We start from the raw sequence: 17,862 nt of genomic DNA on the forward strand, positions 1-17,862 counted from the left end.
ATTTTAGGAATAAACAAGCGCGAATTTCGAGGTATTTCTTTCGAAAGCAGAAACCTAAGATGCGCTGCATCCCATCCCCTTTCTGCTGGAGATTTCCATGAGCCACATTGCCATCATCGGCGCCACCGGACGCGCCGGCGGCCGCCTCCTCGAAGAAGCGCTGCGCCGCGGCCACACCGTGACCGCCATCGCCCGCCAGGCCAGCGCCAAGCTGGCCGGCCGCGCCAACGTGAAGGCCGTCGACCTCGACGTGCTGGATGCCGCGGCGCTCGAAAAGGCACTGGCCGGCCACGACGCCGTGTTCAGCGCCGCGCACTTCGCCACCGTGCCGCCCGCGGCCCTCATCGAGCCGGTCAAGCGCGCGGGCGTGAAGCGCCTGCTGGTGGTCGGTGGCGCGGGCAGCCTGTTCGCGGCGCCCGGCCTCAAGGTCATCGAAACGCCGAACTTCCCCGAAGCCTACAAGGCCGAAGCCTCGGCCGGCGGCGTGTTCCTCGACGCGCTGCGCAACGAGAAGGAACTCGATTGGACCTTCCTCTCGCCCTCCGCCGAGTTCGTGGAAGGCGAACGCACCGGCAAGTTCCGCCTGGGCCAGGACGACCTGCTGGTGAGCGCCGAAGGCCGCAGCTGGATCACTTTCGAGGACTATGCGATCGCGTTCATCGACGAGCTCGAAAAGCCAGCGCATTCGCGCCAGCGCTACACGATCGGGTACTAGAACTACCCGGGCCGGTCCGTCCCATCCCATCCCATCCGATCCGATCCGATCCGATCCGATCCCATCCCATCCCATCCGTTCGGGCTGAGCTTGTCGAAGCCTTGCACGCCCTGCCCAGCCCTTCGACAAGCTCAGGGCGAACGGAGCTGGGAGGCTGGGGGCCGGGGTGTGCTGGCAGAAGCCGGGTCGCGCTCAACGCCCGGTCATGTTCTCCGGCACCACCCACTGGTCGAACTGCTCGGCCGTCAGGTGCCCCGACGCAATCGCCGCTTCGCGCAGGCTCGTGCCTTCCTTGTGCGCCTTCTTGGCGATGTAGGCCGACTTGTCGTAGCCGATGTGCGTGTTCAGCGCGGTCACCAGCATCAGCGAGCGCTGCACCAGTTCCGTGATGCGTTCGCGGTTCGGCTCGATGCCCACGGCGCAGTGGTCGTTGAAGCTCACCATGCCGTCGGCCAGCAGGCGCACGCTCTGCAGGAAGTTGTGCGCCACCATCGGACGGAACACGTTGAGTTCGAAGTTGCCCGAGGCACCGCCCATGTTGATCGCCACGTCGTTGCCGAACACCTGCGCGGCCAGCATCGTGACGGCCTCGCTCTGGGTCGGGTTGACCTTGCCCGGCATGATCGACGAACCGGGTTCGTTCTCGGGAATGCTCAGTTCGCCGATGCCGCTGCGCGGGCCGCTGGCGAGCCAGCGCACGTCGTTGGCGATCTTGTTCATGCTCGCGGCGAGCGTCTTGAGCGCGCCATGGGCATGCACCAGCGCATCGACGCTGGCCATGGCTTCGAACTTGTTGGGGGCGGTGACGAACGGCAGGCCGGTGATCTTCGCCAGTTCGGCGGCGACCTGCTCCGCATAGCCCTTGGGCGCATTGAGCCCGGTGCCGACCGCCGTGCCGCCCAGCGCCAGTTCGCTCAGGTGCGGCAGCGCGGCGCGTACGTGGGCCTCGCCATGCGCGAGCTGCGCCACGTAGCCCGAGAACTCCTGGCCCAGCGTGAGGGGCGTGGCGTCCTGCAGGTGGGTGCGGCCGATCTTCACGATGTCGGCGAAGTCCTTGGCCTTCTGGTCCAGCGTGCCGCGCAGCTTGGCGATGGCGGGCAGCAGCTTGTGCGTGATGGCTTCGACGGCGGCCACGTGCATGGCGGTCGGGAACACGTCGTTGCTCGACTGGCTGCGGTTGACGTCGTCGTTCGGGTGCACCAGGCGCCCTTCCCCGCGCTCTCCGCCGAGGATCTCGCTGGCGCGGTTGGCCAGCACCTCGTTGACGTTCATGTTGGTCTGCGTGCCCGAGCCCGTCTGCCACACCACCAGCGGGAACTCGCCCGGGTGCTTGCCGGCGATGACCTCATCGGCGGCCGCCACGATGGCCTGGGTCTTCTTCTCGTCCTGCAGGCCCAGCGCATGGTTCACCACGGCCGACGCGCGCTTGACCTGGGCCAGCGCCTTGATGATCTCGCGCGGCTGCTGCTCGCCGGAGATATCGAAGTTCTGCAGCGAGCGCTGCGTTTGCGCGCCCCACAGCTTGTCGGCCGGCACGTCGATCGGACCGAAGGTGTCGCGCTCGGCACGGGTCTTGAGGGAAGTCGTCATGGTGAGAAAAGCTCCGCAATCTTAGAAAAAATGCGCCCGCTCGCCGGGTGCGGCACGCAGTATCGCCCCGATAAGAATGGCTCTCATCTGACACGGCCATTGACCGCGCGGCTACAGCACCGTACACCCCTCGACTTGACATCCATCATGTCAAAAAGTTATGATCGAAGGCTTTCGCGGACCTAGAAGTCATGTTGATGACGCTCCAGGTCCCGCCTGCACTACTCGCGGATCTCGAATCCCGTCGCGGTGCCAGGTTGTCCTCGCCGGGCCCCGCCCGGCAAACCGGCCGGATGTTTTCCGGCCCCATTGCCACGTCACGCTCTTCCAGGCGGCGCCCCTCGACCAGGCCCGTCGCTCAGCGAATGAAGCATCCGGCGGGCACTGGTTTCGTCGCCATGTCGTCTTCAGTGCCTGTCGGCAGCCCATAGGGCTCGCCGGGTCATCGCACGCGCTTTGTTCGGCAGTTCCATGGGTTGATGGCGTGGCCGTTGCCGCCTCCCGGGGCGGTGCCGTGTTCAACCCTCACACAAGGAGCCCCGCGTTATGGCCAAAGGAATTCTCATCGACCACGTCTTCAAGGTCTTCGGCGACCAGCCGGAACAGGCCCTGGAACTGGTCCGGCAAGGCTTTTCCAAGAAGGACATCCTGGCGCGCACCGGCCAGTCGATCGGCGTGTTCGACGCCACCTTCGAGATCCAGGCCGGCGAGATCTTCGTCATCATGGGGCTCTCGGGTTCGGGCAAGTCGACGCTGGTTCGGCTCTTGAATCGGCTGATCGAGCCGACCGCCGGCCGCATCGTGATCGACGGCGCCGACATCAACGAGCACTCCGACGCCAAGCTGCGCGCGCTGCGCCGCAAGGACATCAGCATGGTGTTCCAGTCCTTCGCGCTGATGCCGCACATGACGGTGCGCGAGAACACCGCCTTCGGCCTCGAGCTTTCGGGCGCGGGCAAGAAGGAGCGCCTGGCGCAGGCCGACCTGGCGCTCGCGCAGGTGGGGCTGGCCGGCTGGGGCGACAGCTATCCCGACGAGCTCTCGGGCGGCATGCAGCAGCGCGTGGGCCTGGCACGCGCGCTGGCCTCCGATCCGTCGATCCTGCTGATGGACGAGGCCTTCTCCGCGCTCGACCCGATCATCCGCACCGAGATGCAGTCGGAGCTGCTGCGGCTGCAGCAGGAGCAGCGCCGCACCATCGTCTTCATCTCGCACGACCTCGACGAGGCCATGCGCATCGGCGACCGCATCGCGATCATGAAGGACGGCCACGTGATCCAGGTCGGCACGCCCGACGAGATCCTGCGCAGTCCGGCCGACGACTACGTGCGCAGCTTCGTGCGCGGCGTGGATGCGGCGGCGGTGTTCAAGGCCGCGGACATCGCGCGCAAGTCGCTCACCGTGGTGTGCGAGCACCCGGAGCGCGGCGCGCGCGCGGCGTTGAAGCTGCTCGAGGATCAGGACCGCGATTTCGCCTACGTGACCAGCCCGACCAAGCGCTTCCTGGGCGTGGTGTCGGCCGACACCTTGCGCGGCGCGCTCGACGGCCACTCGGGCCCGCTGGGTCTGCAGCGCGCCTTCATCGCCGAACTGCCGCAGATCGACGCCGAGGCGCCCGTGGCCGGCCTGATCGGCCAGCTGGCGCAGGCGCCCTGTGCCTTGCCGGTGGTGGCCAGCGACGGCCGCTTCTGCGGTGCGATCAGCAAGACCACGCTGCTCAAGTTCCTCGATCGCGACACGCCACCGATCGAAATCGTCGCCGCCCACGCCGCCCCCGCACTGGCCGCCGAGCCGCACTGAGTTTCCGAAGAAGGACCTGAACGATGAACGACAGCACACTGACCTCCGAGCTGAACACGCCCGACCTGGCGACGCCGGCCTTGAACACACCCGCCGCTCCCGCTTCCGTCGATCCGTGGGAAGCGATTTCCGCCGCGCCCGACATCGCCGCCACGAGCGCCTGGCTCGACGCGCCGGCCAACGCGGCCCATCCACTCGCGGGCGCGGCCGACGCCAGCACCGGCGGCTTCGCGCTGCACCGCCTGTGGGACGGCTCGCTGCCGGTCGAGGCCTGGATCAACCAGGGCCTGGGCTGGGTGGTCGAGCATTGCCGCCCCTTCTTCCAGACCGTGCGCCTGCCCATCGACAGCACGCTGAACGGGGTGCAGAGCCTGCTCACCGGCCTGCCCACGCTGGCCATGATCGCGCTGATCGGCCTCTTGGCCTGGCAGTTCGCGGGCCGCGCGCTCGCGATCGGCACCGCCGTGGCGTTGCTGCTCGTGGCGATGCTGGGCATCTGGCCCGAGGCCATGGTCACGCTGTCGCTGGTGCTGACCTCGCTGGTGTTCTGCTTGGGTGTCGGCCTGCCGCTGGGCGTGCTGCTCGCGAGCAGCGACCGCGCCCAGCGCATCACACGGCCGATGCTCGACGCGATGCAGACCACGCCGGCCTTCGTCTACCTGGTGCCGGTGGTCATGCTGTTCGGCATCGGCAACGTGCCCGGTGTGATCGTGACCATCATCTTCGCGCTGGCACCGCTGGTGCGCCTGACCAACCTCGGCCTGCGCCAGGTGCGGCCCGACCTGATCGAGGCTGCGCGCGCCTACGGTGCCTCGCCCTGGCAGATGCTGGTGAAGGTGCAACTCCCGCTGGCCATGCCGTCGATCATGGCGGGCATCAACCAGGCGCTGATGCTGTCGCTCTCGATGGTGGTGATCGCCTCGATGATCGCCGTGGGCGGCCTGGGCCAGATGGTGTTGCGCGGCATCGGCCGGCTCGACATGGGCCTGGCCACCGTCGGCGGCCTGGGCATCGTGCTGCTCGCCATCACGCTCGACCGCCTGACGCAGGCCATGGGCCAGTCGCGCCGCAGCGCCGGACGCCGCTGGTGGCACACCGGGCCGGCCGGCTTCACGCTGAATCTGCTGCAGCGGCTGGTGAAGCCGTCTTCGCGAGAAGCAGGCGCGCCCGCTCCCGCACTGTCCACCCAAGCCCGATGAGTCGCCCTGGAGAAACCCCACGCATGAAGAAGATCCATGTCATCGCACGCGGCCTCGTGGCCCTCGGCTTCGTCGCCTTCGCCCTGGCCACCCAGATGGCCCATGCGGCCAGCGACCTGCCCGGCAAGGGCGTGACCGTGCAGCCGCTCAAGAGCTCGCTGGCCGAGGAAGCCTTCCAGACCCTGCTGGTGATGCGCGGGCTCGAGCAGCTCGGCTACACCGTCGAACCCATGAAGGATCTCGAACCCGCCACCGAGCACCTGGCGATCGCCAATGGCGATGCCACCTTCATGACCAACCACTGGAGCCTGCTGCACGCCGATTTCTACAAGAACAGCGGCGGCGACGCCAAGCTCTGGCGCAAGGGCGTGTACGCCGACGGCGCGGTGCAGGGCTACCTGATCGACCGCAAGACGGCCGAGCAGTACGGCATCACCCACATCGACCAGCTCAAGGACCCGGCCATCGCGATGCTGTTCGATGCCGACGGCGACGGCAAGGCCGACCTCACCGGCTGCAACCCCGGCTGGGGCTGCGAGTTGGCGATCGAGAACCACCTGGCGGCCTACGGCCTGCGCGACACCGTGACCCACAAGCAGGGCAGCTATGCCGCACTGATGGCCGACACGATCGCGCGTTTCAAGCAGGACAAGCCGGTGCTGTACTACACCTGGACGCCCTACTGGGTGAGCGCCGTGCTGCGCCCGGGCACCGACGTGGTGTGGCTGCAAGTGCCCTTCTCCTCGTCGCAGGAAGGCCGCGTCGACACGCAGTTGCCGAATGGCAGAAACTACGGCTTCCAGGCCAACCAGGAGCAGATCGTTGCCAACCGCGCCTTCGCCGAGAAGAACCCGGCGGCCGCGAAGCTGTTCGAGGTGATGAAGCTGCCGATCGGCGACATCAACGCCCAGAACCTGCGCATGAGCCAGGGCGCCAGCACACAGCAGGACGTCGAGCGGCACACCGACGGCTGGATCAAGGTCCACCAGCAGTTGTTCGACGGCTGGATCGCCGAGGCACGGGCGGCCGCGCGTTAGCCTTGGTCAGGGCCTGGTGACGCTGCCGAGGGCCGCGCGCTGGCGCCAGGCCAGCCCACCGGTCACCACCAGCACGAGGCCCAGGCCCAGCAGGAACATGCCCAGTGCGTTGCCGCCCACCTCGCTGTTGTTGCTCGCGCTGATGGCGCGCGCGGCAGCGTTGGCATCCGTGGCCGTCATGGCGGTCGCGAAGGCCGACTCCTTGCATCGCCCCAGCATCTCCGCGCCCTGGTCCTTCATGCGCTCCTGGCATTTCGCCACCGTCGCTGCATCGGCCTGCGGCGCCGAGGCGCCGAAACTCAGAAACGCGCCTGCGATCAGCAGGATCGCGCCAAGGGCGAGCAGGAACACGGGATTCTTCTTCATCGTTTTTGTCTCCGGAGATTGAGTGCGTAAACGCCCGACAGGGCGCGACCCAGCATAGCAGCGCGGTCCGGCCAGACAGAGGCCGTCCAATGCAGCGCCCGTGTGATCGGGATGCGCCACCAAGCCAATCCGACTGGCCACGGTGCCCGTACCGCTGGCGCACCCACAACAGCGTCGACGATGGCTACATCCATGCGCCCGGCCGAGGCGTGGTGCAGGTGTTCGCGTACAAGGGCGGACGCTGATCGGTTCGCATTGAATCAAGGGGTGCATCCCCGGCGGGGGTGCAGGGGATAATGCGAGACCCCCGATTACAACGATTTCCCCACATGACGACCACGATCCAGCAGGCCGACCTGATCGAATCGATCAGCGCCGCGCTGCAGTACATCAGCTACTACCACCCCGCCGACTACATCGCCCACCTGGCCAAGGCCTACGAACGCGAGCAGAGCCCGGCCGCCAAGGACGCCATTGCGCAGATCCTGACCAACAGCAAGATGAGCGCCACCGGCCACCGCCCGATCTGCCAGGACACCGGCATCGTCAACGTGTTCCTCAAGGTGGGCATGGACGTACGCTGGGGCGGCTTCACCGGCAGCCTCGACGACGCCATCAACGAAGGCGTGCGCCGCGGCTACAACCACCCCGACAACACGCTGCGCGCCTCGGTCGTGGCTGATCCGCAGTTCGACCGCAAGAACACCAAGGACAACACGCCCGCGGTGATCTTCACCGAGATCGTGCCGGGCAACACGCTCGAAGTCACGGTGGCGGCCAAGGGCGGCGGCAGCGAGAACAAGAGCAAGCTGGCCATGCTCAACCCCGGCGACAACATCGTCGACTGGGTGCTCAAGACCGTGCCCACCATGGGCGCCGGCTGGTGCCCGCCGGGCATGCTGGGCATCGGCATCGGCGGCACGGCCGAGAAGGCCGCGCTGATGGCCAAGGAAAGCCTGATGGACGACCTCGACATGCACGAGCTGCAGGCCAAGAAGGCCTCGGGCGCCGAGCTGAGCAAGGTCGAGGCGCTGCGCATCGAGCTGTACGAGAAGGTCAATGCGCTGGGCATCGGCGCGCAGGGCCTGGGCGGCCTGGCCACCGTGCTCGACATCAAGATCAAGATGTACCCTACGCACGCGGCCAGCAAGCCCGTGGCGATGATCCCCAACTGCGCGGCCACCCGCCATGCGCACTTCGTGATGGACGGCAGCGGCGCGGTCTACCTCGACCCGCCATCGCTCGACCTCTGGCCCGACGTCGACTGGACGCCCGACTACAACAAGAGCAAAAAGGTCGACCTCGACACGCTCACACCCGCCGAAGTGGCGAGCTGGAAGCCGGGCGACACGCTGCTGCTCAACGGCAAGATGCTGACCGGCCGCGATGCCGCCCACAAGCGCATCGCCGACATGCTGGCCAAGGGCGAGAAGCTGCCAGTGGACTTCACCAACCGCGTCATCTACTACGTCGGCCCGGTCGACCCGGTCGAAGGCGAAGCCGTGGGCCCGGCCGGCCCGACCACCGCCACGCGCATGGACGGCTTCACCGAGATGATGCTGGCCCAGACCGGCCTGATCGCGATGATCGGCAAGGCCGAGCGCGGCCCGGTGGCCATCGAGGCGATCAAGAAGCACCGGAGCGCCTACCTGATGGCCGTGGGCGGTGCCGCCTACCTGGTGAGCAAGGCGATCAAGACCGCCAAGGTGGTCGGCTTCGCGGACCTCGGCATGGAAGCCATCTACGAGTTCGACGTGGTCGACATGCCCGTGACCGTGGCCGTCGATGCGGGCGGCACCAGCGTGCACATCACCGGCCCGGCCGAGTGGCAGAAGCGCATCGCGTCGGGCCAGCTCAAGACCATCACCCTGGAAGCGGTTTGACCCTGGCCGCGATCGGCGTTTTCGACAGCGGGGTCGGCGGCCTCAGCGTGCTGGCCGCGCTGCGGGCCGAGCTGCCGCACGAGCGCTTCGTCTATTTCGCCGACACGCCCTATGCGCCCTACGGCGAGCGCGGCGATGCCTACGTGGTCGAGCGCACGCGCAGCGTCACCAGCGAACTGATCGCGCGGCACGGCATCAAGGCGCTGGTGGTGGCCTGCAACACCGCGACCGCCGCCGCCATCCACCTGCTGCGCGCCGCGCATCCCACGCTGCCGCTGGTGGGCGTGGAGCCGGCGCTCAAGCCCGCGGTGGCCGTGAGCCGCACACGCCGCATCGCGGTGCTGGCCACGCGCGGCACGCTGGCCAGCGCCAAGTTCGCGGCGCTGCATGCGGCGCTGGCGGCGCAGGCCCACTTCACGCTCGTGCCCTGCGACGGGCTCGCGCGCGCGATCGAGATGGATGACCAAGCGCAGGTCGCGGCGCTGTGCGAGCGCTACGTGCATCAGGCCGGCCGCTTCGGCAGCGCCGACGGACAGATCGACACCCTGGTGCTCGGCTGCACCCACTACCCCTTCGCCATCGAAGCGCTGCGCCGGCACACGGGTGCCGACGTGCGCCTGATCGACACCGGCGCGCCCGTCGCGCAGCAGACCCAACGGCTGCTGCAGGCCGCGGGCCGGCTCGCGGACCCGGGCGCCATAGGCGGCGTGACACTTGCATCGAGCGGCCCGCTGGAGCCCTTGCAGGCCGCGGCGATGCGCTGGCTCGGCCCGAGCGGCCTTCATCAGGGCTGAAGCCACCATGCGACGCCTGCTGCGCCCCGCCCTCTTCTCGATCGGCCTGCTGGCTTTCGTTCCGTTCGCACACGCGGCCTGCGAAAGCGGCCTGGCCGAGCGCATCCACGCACGGCTGTATCCGGACCGCGCGCTCGACGAACGGCTGGCCGCCTGCAAGCCATGGCCGGCCTTCCCGGGCCGCATCGTGATCGTGCTGCCCATGCCGCGCCCCGCGAGCGACCCGACGGCCACCAAGGTCTACGACCTCGAAGTGCTGCTGGTGCAACGGCCCGACAACGGCAACACCGAACGCGACACGCTGGTCAGCCGCCTGTTCCAGGCCGAGGCCATGGACGAAGACGGCGTCGCGATCCAGGAGATCAGGGTCGACACCGCGCGCTACGTGCTGGCGGCCGACGCACGTGCCTTCGGGCTGCGCGTGCGCTACCGCGGCACCACCCGCGCCGATGCCTTCACCAGCGAGACGCTGCGCCTCTACGTGGCACAGGGCAGCAAGCTGCGGGAGGTGCTGCAGGAGATCGAACTCGACAGCGACAGCGGCGAATGGAATGCCGACTGCACCGGCCGCTTCCGCCAGCTGCGCACCATGCTGTCGACCCGGCCGAACCGCAACAGCGCCTTCGCCGACCTCGTGCTTTCGCGCACGCGGACCCAGAGCCGCGCGCAGGTGCAGGACGACGGCAGCTGCGCGGAGAAGGCGCAGCCCCCGCAGTACGGGACCGTGGTGCTGCGCTACGACGGCGAGCGCTTCAAGGTGCCGAAGAGCGTGCTCGCCCCTTAGGCGCCGAGCCGGCTCACAAGCCGGCATCACCGGCGTCGCCGCAAGCCCATTCACGGTACTGTCACATCCGGTGGACAGCATCCGCGGTTTCGTCCACGAAGTCCGCACCGATGACCACCCTGCCGCGCACTGCCGCCACCCCACCTTTCCAACGCCTGCTGATCGCCAGCGCCCTCGCACTGACGCTCGCTGCATGCGGCGGCGGCAGCGATTCGTCTTCCGCAGCCACCCCGCCGCCCGTGGTGCAGCCGGTGACGCCGCCCGTGGTCGACCCAGTGGCCCCCGCGCTGCCCGAACTGGTGTCCTCGCAGACCTTCACCGCGCCGGCGAAGGCCACGGCCGGCTCCTCGGATGCTTCGACGGCCTTCGCGCTGCCCGACGGCTTCATGCTCGTGGCCGACGACGAGGCCAACGTGCTGCGCGTGTACCCGCGCGCAGGCGGCGCGGCGGTGCTCGAATGGAGCTATGCGCTCTACGGCCCCACGCTCGGCAAGGAGCTCGACCTCGAGGCCGCCACGCGCATCGGCGACACCTACTACTTCACCGGCTCCAACAGCAACAAGAAGGATGGCGACGATGCGATGGCCGAGCGCTCGCACCTTTTCGCGGTGAAGATCAAGGGCACCGGCGCATCGACGACCTTCGACTATGTCGGCCAGTTCAGCGCGCTCGAGACACAGCTGGTCGCCTGGGATGTCAACAACACCCACGGCCGCGGCGCCAACCACTTCGGCTTCGCGGTCTCGGCCGCCGCCGGCATCGTGCCGGAGCGCGTCGACGGCTTCTCGATCGAAGGCATGACCAGTGCGCCCGGCGACAGCGCACTGTGGCTCGGCTTCCGCGCGCCGCTGACCGACAAGGGCTCGCGCACCAAGGCGCTGATCGTGCCGGTGCAGAACGCCCCGGCGCTGCTCGCAGGCACGGCCGCGCAGGCCAGCTTCGGCGCGCCGATCGAACTCGAGCTCGGCGGACGCGGCATCCGCTCGATCGACAAGGGCACCGACGGCCGCTACCTGATCGTCGCCGGCCCGCCCGGTGCGAGCAGCGCGCTGGTCGACCGCAACTTCGCGCTGTTCGCCTGGGACGGCAACGCGAACAGCGCGCCCGTCGAGCTGTCGAACGACCTCGAGGCGCTGCGCAAGGCCACGGGTGGCAGCTTCGAAACCATCGTCGACGTGCCCGGCCCTGTGGCGGCGGGCACCGAGGTCCAGCTGCTGATGGACAACGGCGACACCGTCTGGGACCCGGCCACGGGCGTCGTTTCCAAGGACCTGCCCGCGACCGAGCAGAAGTTCGGCGGCTTCGTGGTGCGCCTGGGCGCGCCGCGCGTCGACACCGCCGGCCCGCAACTGCGGCGCACCACGCCGGCCGACGACCGCATCGGCGTCAACCGCGACGCCTCCATCGTGCTGAGCTTCAACCAGGCCGTGCGTCTGGGCAGCGGCAGCCTGGCGCTGCGCAAGGCCGACGGCAGCGTGGTCGAGACCTTCAGCGCCGCCAGCCCGGCCGCGCGCGTGCAGCGCAACTTCAATGTGCTGACCTTGGTGCCTTCGCAAGCGCTCGAGGCCGACACCGATTACCACCTGACGGTCGAAGGCAATGCCATCACCGACACGGCCGGCCATGCCTTCGCGGGCTTCAACGACGCGACCACGCTGAACTTCCGGTCGGCCGGCCAGCCGACGCCGCTCGCGATCGGCGACATGCTCTTCGTCGGCGCCAATGCCGAAGCACCGGATGCCTTCGCCTTCGTGCTGCTCAAGGCAGTGAACGGCGGCACGAAGATCACCTTCACCGACCGTGACCGCAAGTCCGGCGTGGATGAGTTCAGCGGCCTCACCAAGGAAACGGCCTTCGTCTGGACCGCCGACCGCAACCTGCCGGCCGGCAGCATCGTGACGGTCCAGACCGACGTCGTGGGCAGCCCGATCGCGGACCTCGGCTTCACGATCGGCGCACCTGGCGGGCTGGGCAAGGAGGAGACCATCTACGCCTTCACCGGCGGCACCATCAAGGGGCTGGGCGAAGGCGTGGCCGGGGAGATCAGCGCCGTCGGCCCCTACCTCGCAAGCATCACGCTGGGTGGCACCAAGGACAACACGATTCCCGACGTGCTGACGCAGGCCGGCACCGCGTTCAGCTTCGTGGTCTCGCCCACCAACCAGACCAGCGCGATCTACACGGGCTCGATGGACCGCACGGACATCGCGAGGTTCGCGGCAAGGGTGAAGTTCGCGGACAACTGGAATCGGCGCTACAAGCCGGCGCTGGGCTACCCGCTGCTGGCGAACGACAGCCTGTTCGGCGAGCAGCGCCTGCCCTGAGCGGGCAGGCAGGGAGGGAAACGGTGATGGTGCCATGCCGTCACCGACCACCGCCTCGCAGAAAGGCGGTGGCGATCAGGGCCCGGTGATCAGTGCAGGTGGCGCGGGCGGCGTCCGCCGCCGTGCCCGCCGGTACCCGGGCCGCCCGGGCCACCGCTGCCGCGGGGGCGCTTGCCCAGCTCGAGCGAATTCACCAGCGCATCGAAGCGGTCGCCGAAGAGCTTGTCGATCTCGGCCACCACGCCGCCCAGCTCGGCGCCGTCGAAATGGCGCTCCATCAGGTGCACCACGTCCTCGACCAGCAAGTCGCGCTGGACCTGCATGATCGCGGCCGGGTTGGGGCCCACGAAGAGCATCAGGAAGTCGTCGCGCGACTCTTCTTCCGGATCGCCCTCTTCCTCGTCGAAATCGGTGTCGTAGAAGGTGATCTCGATGGCCGCGCCCTGCTCCGCGAGCTCGTTGAGCGCCATGCACATCTCGTCGAGTTCCTGGCGGAAGTCTTCGTCGCCCGGCACGGTCCAGCACATCTGGAGCATGTGCTCCTTCTGCTCGAAGCGGATGCCGATTTCTTCCTCGTAGGCGCTGGTGGCGCCGTCGGCCAGCGAACGGGCGCCGGCGTACTTCCACAGGGGCTTGAGCGCCTCCTGGATCTGCGCGAAGGTCACGTCGGCGCGCAGCGGCACATCGCCATGCACATGGATTTCGAACGGAGCGTTGTAGCGAGGCATGTCTAGCTCCCTTGTAGTTGATGGTGCCCGGAACGGGAATCGAAGCCGTATGCCCGTCTAAAGGCGGCGGATTTTAAGCCGGAGCATCGGCACTGCACCGAGGCACTCCGGGCTTGGATCAATCCCCCCGAGGCAGGTTTTCATAGGGGCATCTTGTCTTGATGATACCCGGGTGCTTGATGCAAATCGACCCGACTCCCTTTCGCTTGGCCCCCGCCTGGCTCCTGGAAATCGGGCAACTCCAAGGAGCAATCATGGCCAGGATCAAACTGGCGAAAACGGCGGTCGATGCGGCGCAGCCTCGATCCACAGACGTGGCACTGCGTGACACCCGGTTCCGGCTTCCTGTGCAAGCAATCGGCTGCATTCGCAAGATGTTCAAGCTCGCCGAACCGTGGGGCTACCGGCCCGATGGCGCCAATCCCTGCCGGCACGTTCCGAAGTACCTCGAAAAAGGTCCCGGGTCCAGGGGGCTGTCGCCGCAGTCGAGTGCGCTCAGGCCACTGACGAGACCGAAACGCAGGTAGGCCTTGTCGGCGGAGTCGCGATCGAACCGCTGCAGCATCAGCACATCGCCCCGCCCCCCTTCGCCTGCACGCGGGACCGCGCTATGGATCGGTAATCCAGCAAGCCTGCACGAAGCGCGCTACCGAGGATAGACAACCTCGATTTCCACACGACGGTCCGGCTGCAGGCATGCGACCATTTCAGTCGCGGCCTGTTTGCCAGCGCAGTTCGCCACAGGTTCTCTCTTGCCTCTGCCCTCAGCGCGCACCTTGGTTGCGTCGACGCCGTTTTGAATCAGCAGCGCCCGAACCGTCCGGGCCCGCATCAGCGACAGGGCATCGTTGTAGGCATCGTTGCCCAGTCGATCCGTATGGCCGGTCACCAGCACGCGATCGAAGGGTAGTCCGCGCAGATCCGCGGCCAGCTTCGCAATGCGATCGCGCCCTTCCGGCAACAGGTCGCCTTCCGCGCTGCGGTCGAAGCGAAAGAGGCCATCGGCACCCAGGGCCATCTTCGCCATCGGAGCAGGAAGTGGCGATGGCACGGCAGCAGGAACTGCGACACGCGCCGGATTGAGCAACGCCGCACAGTCGGGGCCTTTCCAATACATCCCGATGGTCAGCACGTCCTTGTTGAATCGGACCATGTACTGGCAGGTGATGTAGTCCGGACCCACACCCCTTCGGAAATGGAAGATGTAGTTCCACTCCCGCACACCCGCCAACCCTTCACTGAAGTGGGGCCAACCCAAAAGCTCGCGGACCTGGTCTTTTCCCATGCCGGTGCGCATCGCGCGGAGCGCTTCGATGCCTGGAAAACTGCCCTGCGACCATTTGGCCGAGTTCAGCGCCGGGAATTCATCCTCCCTGGGAGGGGCTGGATTCTCCGCTGCTGCATTGGCCTGCGCTTCAGGGGAAATGCTGTAGCTGGTGGCGCAACCGCCAAGCGCGAACGTCAGGCATGCAGCCATTGCGAGCGACAGGGCTCGTGCATAGAAGGGGGTCATTTGAATTTTCATGATGGACTCGCTCGATTGATCAGTTGAATACCCACTCCACCCCTACCGTGGCGGCAGCCCCTGCTCGGCTAAGGCCCACCCCGCCTGTCACGCTCCACGCGTTGTTGTCCGATGTGCGACGGAAGCTCACACCGACCGCGCTTTCGCCCTTGAAGACAGCACTTCCGACGCGCATCACCGTTTTCCCCGGCACATAACTGCCCGGCATCTGCACCGCCATGGCAGCGGCCACGCCGGCATAGGCGTTCTTGGCAACGTCGCGGATCTCGCCGCCAAGCGCATTGACGCGAGCATCGGTGTAAGCATTGGCGCCAGCGATGCCGCTGTTCAGTTGGTTCACATTGACTGCATCGGTGCCCGCTACGCCAGGTGCCACGTTGTGCACCGTGACCGGTCCGGTCGCATTGCTGCCGCCCATGGTCACGCTGTTGTAGTTGACGCTGCCGTCCACGTTGGTGTCGTACTTGACGGTCGACTGGTCGATCACCGCCACCTGGCCCTGCACGCCCTTGAGCTGCGAGACGTTCACGGCATCGCTGTCGGCCGTGCCAGCAGCGACGCCTGTGATCTGGCGGAATTGGCCACTTGCCGCATCCCCCACCGACACCGCCGCCAGTGTGCTGGTGGTGGCCCCGATCGCGATGCGCTGCGAACCGGTTGCGGTCGGCGGCATGTAGCCGGCCACGCCAGCGGCGGTGGATGCGACCGAGCCCGCGCCGAGCGCCACACCACCGGCCTGGGTGACGCTGCTCGCTGCGCCGATAGCCACGCCCTGGACGGCCGCGGCCGACGACCGCGTGCCCAGCGCAATGGAATCCGCCATTTGTGAAGTGGCGGCCTGGCCGATGGCAATGCCGCCTGGCGCGCTCTGCTGCACCACGGCACCGTTACCGATGCCGACGCCGCTGTTGCCGTTGACCACGGTCTGGGGGCCCACGGCCACCGACTCCGCGCCGAAAGCCAAGGAATCCGCGGCGCTGGAGTTGGCGTGGAAGTACTTGGTCGGCGTGACGGCAAAGGACTGCAGCGCGCCGGCGAGTTGGCGCACCGTGACGGCGTCCTGCTGTCCCGTACCGTCGGCCACGTTCGTAATCTGGCGGTAAGTCGTCGAACTCCCAACCGAGACCGCACCCAACAAGGTGCGGTCAGTGGTGTTGTAGTGGATCATCGAACTCCCTGCGGGAATGTCGCCTTCTGTTCCTGCAACCGCACGGTCGGAGACCGAGCCGAAACCAAGTGCCACGGAAGAGAAGACCGACGCCGTCGAATCACGTCCGAGAGCCATCGCGCGGTTTGCCGACGCAGCGGCGTACAACCCGATGGCGACCGAACTCCCACCGCCTGCCGTGGCCCCGCGCCCCAGGGCAGTGGCCTGCCCCACGGCACTGGCGGAATGGCCCAGCGCCGTTGATTGGTCGCCCAATGCCTTGGCTTCGACACCGATCGCGGTCGCATCCGTTGCCGTTGCCCTTGCATGGCCACCATAGGCAGTGGCCGAAATTCCGGTGGCCTTGGCGTCGTAACCAACGGCCGTGGACGGATACAGATGGTTGCCTCCCATCACCGTCGCACCCTGGCCGATAGCGACGCCGCCCGTGCCTTCGTTGTTGACGCCCGCAGTTGCGGTCACGCTCGCGCCACGGCCCATTGCGATGCTGTCAGCGCCGGTTGCCGATGCATCCTTGCCCGAAGCGATCGCGTCGGTGCCGGTGGCACCGAGGTTGTCCTCGTTGCCGCCGCCCGTGGAGTTGACGCTGTAGTACTTGGTCTTGTTCCCTGCCACCGTGATCGAGAGGTCCTCGATAGCCGAGTTCGTGGCATGCAGCTGCGAGCCATTGATCGCGTCGGTGCTGATCGCGCTGATGCGTCCGGCGGCCACGTTGGTGACGGTGCGCACGCCATCGACCGCCGCGCCCGAACCCACGCTCACTGTGCTGCTCGCGTCCGTGCCTGCAAAGGTGTAGGCCGTGCCCCGGATCGTCGTGCCTGTCGTGTTGACGACTGCTGCAGTCTGGGATCCGTAGCCCAGTGCCACGTCCCCCGCCTGCGTGGCCACGGAGTCGCCGCCAAGTGCGGTGGTCTTGGAGGCGGTCGCCAAGGCGCCGACGCCGAACGCGGAGCTCAAGTCGCCGGAAGCCCGCGTTGAGTCGGGTCCGACCGCCACGGAGTACCTGCCGCTGGCGACGGTCTGCCCGCCCACGGCGAGCGAATCCTGGCCGGTGGCCCGTGAATCGGTGCCGATCGCCATCGAATCGCCAAGCCCTGTGGGGCTCGACGCCAAGGACCGGGCGCCGATCGCGATGGTGCTTCCAGCGCCAGCAGACAGCGCCTGCGCCTCGGCACCGATGGCAATACCGCCCCCGCCCGCTCCGTTGATGCCCGCAGCTGCCTTAGTGCCCAGCGCGATCGCGTTGAAGCCGGTGGCGGTCGCATCCCCACCGATCGCGGTGCTACCCGCACCGGTGGCGCCCGAGTTCGAGAGGGTCGAATTGCCCACCGCCGTCGAATTGACATGCAGGTAGGGCGTTTCGTCGACGCTGATCCACTGGCCGCCCTTCCAGACGGCGACGCCGGCCTGGAGGCCATTCGCCCCGCCGGTCGCCGCCGTGTTGAAGACCAGCATCCCCTCGACCGGCTGGTTGCCGTTGAGGGTCCAGGTGGTCCGGTCCGTCAATGCCACGCGCGGCATCAGAACGCCCCGATCGGTGCTCTCGACCTCGACCATCGAACCTGGGTTGATGAGGGTCGGGTTGTCGCCGAATTTCACCTGGGCCTGCGCAGTGCCCAGCGCCAGCAGCATGAGCGCGGCGCCCGCAGCGACACGCTGTGTTCCCTTGCGGCGGCCACGGCTGATTTCAGAGCCCGCAACCCAGGCGCCCAATGCTTCGTTCCAGATTGACCGATATGCTTTATTCATGTGACTGTCCAATCCCCTCAGATCGATGAAAAGCCGCGAGGCGGCGGTGCGCCGACGACCCGTCACGCTTGCGCGTTCTGGTTTCCACCAAAGGTCATGCGACGAGCGGCATCGTGCAGACATGTCCTGTTACGTTCATGCGGCTCCCTCACGGATCCTCACGATTTCTGCCTGGATGCAAGATGCATTTGCATGGCTTC

The 17,862-nt window shown here is 67.5% G+C and carries 13 protein-coding genes; 8 read left to right on the forward strand and 5 right to left on the reverse strand.

Annotation, left to right across the window (positions count from 1 at the left end; all coding sequences use genetic code 11):
- The first annotated feature begins 97 nt into the window (after positions 1-97).
- On the forward strand, positions 98-715 hold the full coding sequence (locus ACSFBC_RS12785; protein ID WP_435510712.1) for an NAD(P)-dependent oxidoreductase: 618 nt from the start codon (positions 98-100) through the stop codon (positions 713-715).
- Positions 716-907: 192 nt separating this feature from the next.
- On the opposite strand, the gene fumC is transcribed toward ACSFBC_RS12785, so the two are convergent.
- The gene (gene fumC, locus ACSFBC_RS12790) at positions 908-2,305 is read right to left on the reverse strand and encodes a class II fumarate hydratase (protein ID WP_435510713.1); all 1,398 of its coding nucleotides are present in this window, start codon (positions 2,303-2,305) and stop codon (positions 908-910) included.
- Positions 2,306-2,851: 546 nt separating this feature from the next.
- On the opposite strand from fumC, the gene proV reads away from it, so the two are divergent.
- The 3 genes from proV to proX are packed head-to-tail and all read left to right on the forward strand — an operon-like array spanning position 2,852 to position 6,341.
- The gene (proV, locus tag ACSFBC_RS12795) at positions 2,852-4,105 is read left to right on the forward strand and encodes a glycine betaine/L-proline ABC transporter ATP-binding protein ProV (protein WP_435510714.1); all 1,254 of its coding nucleotides are present in this window, start codon (positions 2,852-2,854) and stop codon (positions 4,103-4,105) included.
- A gap of 23 nt (positions 4,106-4,128) precedes the next feature.
- Positions 4,129-5,304 carry a glycine betaine/L-proline ABC transporter permease ProW gene (gene proW / locus ACSFBC_RS12800; RefSeq protein WP_435510715.1) on the forward strand — a complete coding sequence of 392 codons (1,176 nt, stop codon included), beginning with the start codon at positions 4,129-4,131 and terminating at the stop codon, positions 5,302-5,304.
- Positions 5,305-5,327: 23 nt separating this feature from the next.
- Entirely contained in the window at positions 5,328-6,341 is a 1,014-nt protein-coding gene (proX, locus tag ACSFBC_RS12805; protein ID WP_435510716.1) for a glycine betaine/L-proline ABC transporter substrate-binding protein ProX, read from the forward strand.
- Between the two features lie 6 nt (positions 6,342-6,347).
- Here proX and ACSFBC_RS12810 read toward each other — a convergent pair whose 3' ends face one another.
- Entirely contained in the window at positions 6,348-6,707 is a 360-nt protein-coding gene (locus ACSFBC_RS12810) for a hypothetical protein (RefSeq protein WP_435510717.1), read from the reverse strand.
- 329 nt (positions 6,708-7,036) lie between these two features.
- Between ACSFBC_RS12810 and ACSFBC_RS12815 the strand changes: the two genes are divergently transcribed.
- The 4 genes from ACSFBC_RS12815 to ACSFBC_RS12830 all read left to right on the forward strand — a co-directional run bounded on the left by ACSFBC_RS12815 (position 7,037) and on the right by ACSFBC_RS12830 (position 12,492).
- Complete coding sequence (locus ACSFBC_RS12815; protein ID WP_435510718.1) at positions 7,037-8,590, forward strand: fumarate hydratase; 1,554 nt, start codon at positions 7,037-7,039, stop codon at positions 8,588-8,590.
- A 2-nt stretch (positions 8,591-8,592) separates the two neighbouring features.
- Entirely contained in the window at positions 8,593-9,384 is a 792-nt protein-coding gene (murI, locus tag ACSFBC_RS12820) for a glutamate racemase (RefSeq protein WP_435511168.1), read from the forward strand.
- Positions 9,385-9,391: 7 nt separating this feature from the next.
- On the forward strand, positions 9,392-10,168 hold the full coding sequence (locus tag ACSFBC_RS12825; protein ID WP_435510719.1) for a PA3715 family protein: 777 nt from the start codon (positions 9,392-9,394) through the stop codon (positions 10,166-10,168).
- A gap of 110 nt (positions 10,169-10,278) precedes the next feature.
- Positions 10,279-12,492, forward strand: coding sequence for an Ig-like domain-containing domain (locus ACSFBC_RS12830; protein WP_435510720.1), 2,214 nt, complete (start codon positions 10,279-10,281; stop codon positions 12,490-12,492).
- Between the two features lie 89 nt (positions 12,493-12,581).
- On the opposite strand, the gene ACSFBC_RS12835 is transcribed toward ACSFBC_RS12830, so the two are convergent.
- The 3 genes from ACSFBC_RS12835 to ACSFBC_RS12845 form a co-directional block, all read right to left on the reverse strand.
- Entirely contained in the window at positions 12,582-13,220 is a 639-nt protein-coding gene (locus ACSFBC_RS12835; RefSeq protein ID WP_435510721.1) for a DUF6806 family protein, read from the reverse strand.
- Positions 13,221-13,866: 646 nt separating this feature from the next.
- Positions 13,867-14,745, reverse strand: coding sequence for an OmpA family protein (locus tag ACSFBC_RS12840; RefSeq protein WP_435510722.1), 879 nt, complete (start codon positions 14,743-14,745; stop codon positions 13,867-13,869).
- Positions 14,746-14,764: 19 nt separating this feature from the next.
- Complete coding sequence (locus ACSFBC_RS12845) at positions 14,765-17,662, reverse strand: ESPR-type extended signal peptide-containing protein (protein ID WP_435510723.1); 2,898 nt, start codon at positions 17,660-17,662, stop codon at positions 14,765-14,767.
- Positions 17,663-17,862: the final 200 nt, after the last annotated feature.

The sequence above is a fragment of the Variovorax frigidus genome, from assembly GCF_051216515.1.
Classification (GTDB): domain Bacteria; phylum Pseudomonadota; class Gammaproteobacteria; order Burkholderiales; family Burkholderiaceae_C; genus Variovorax.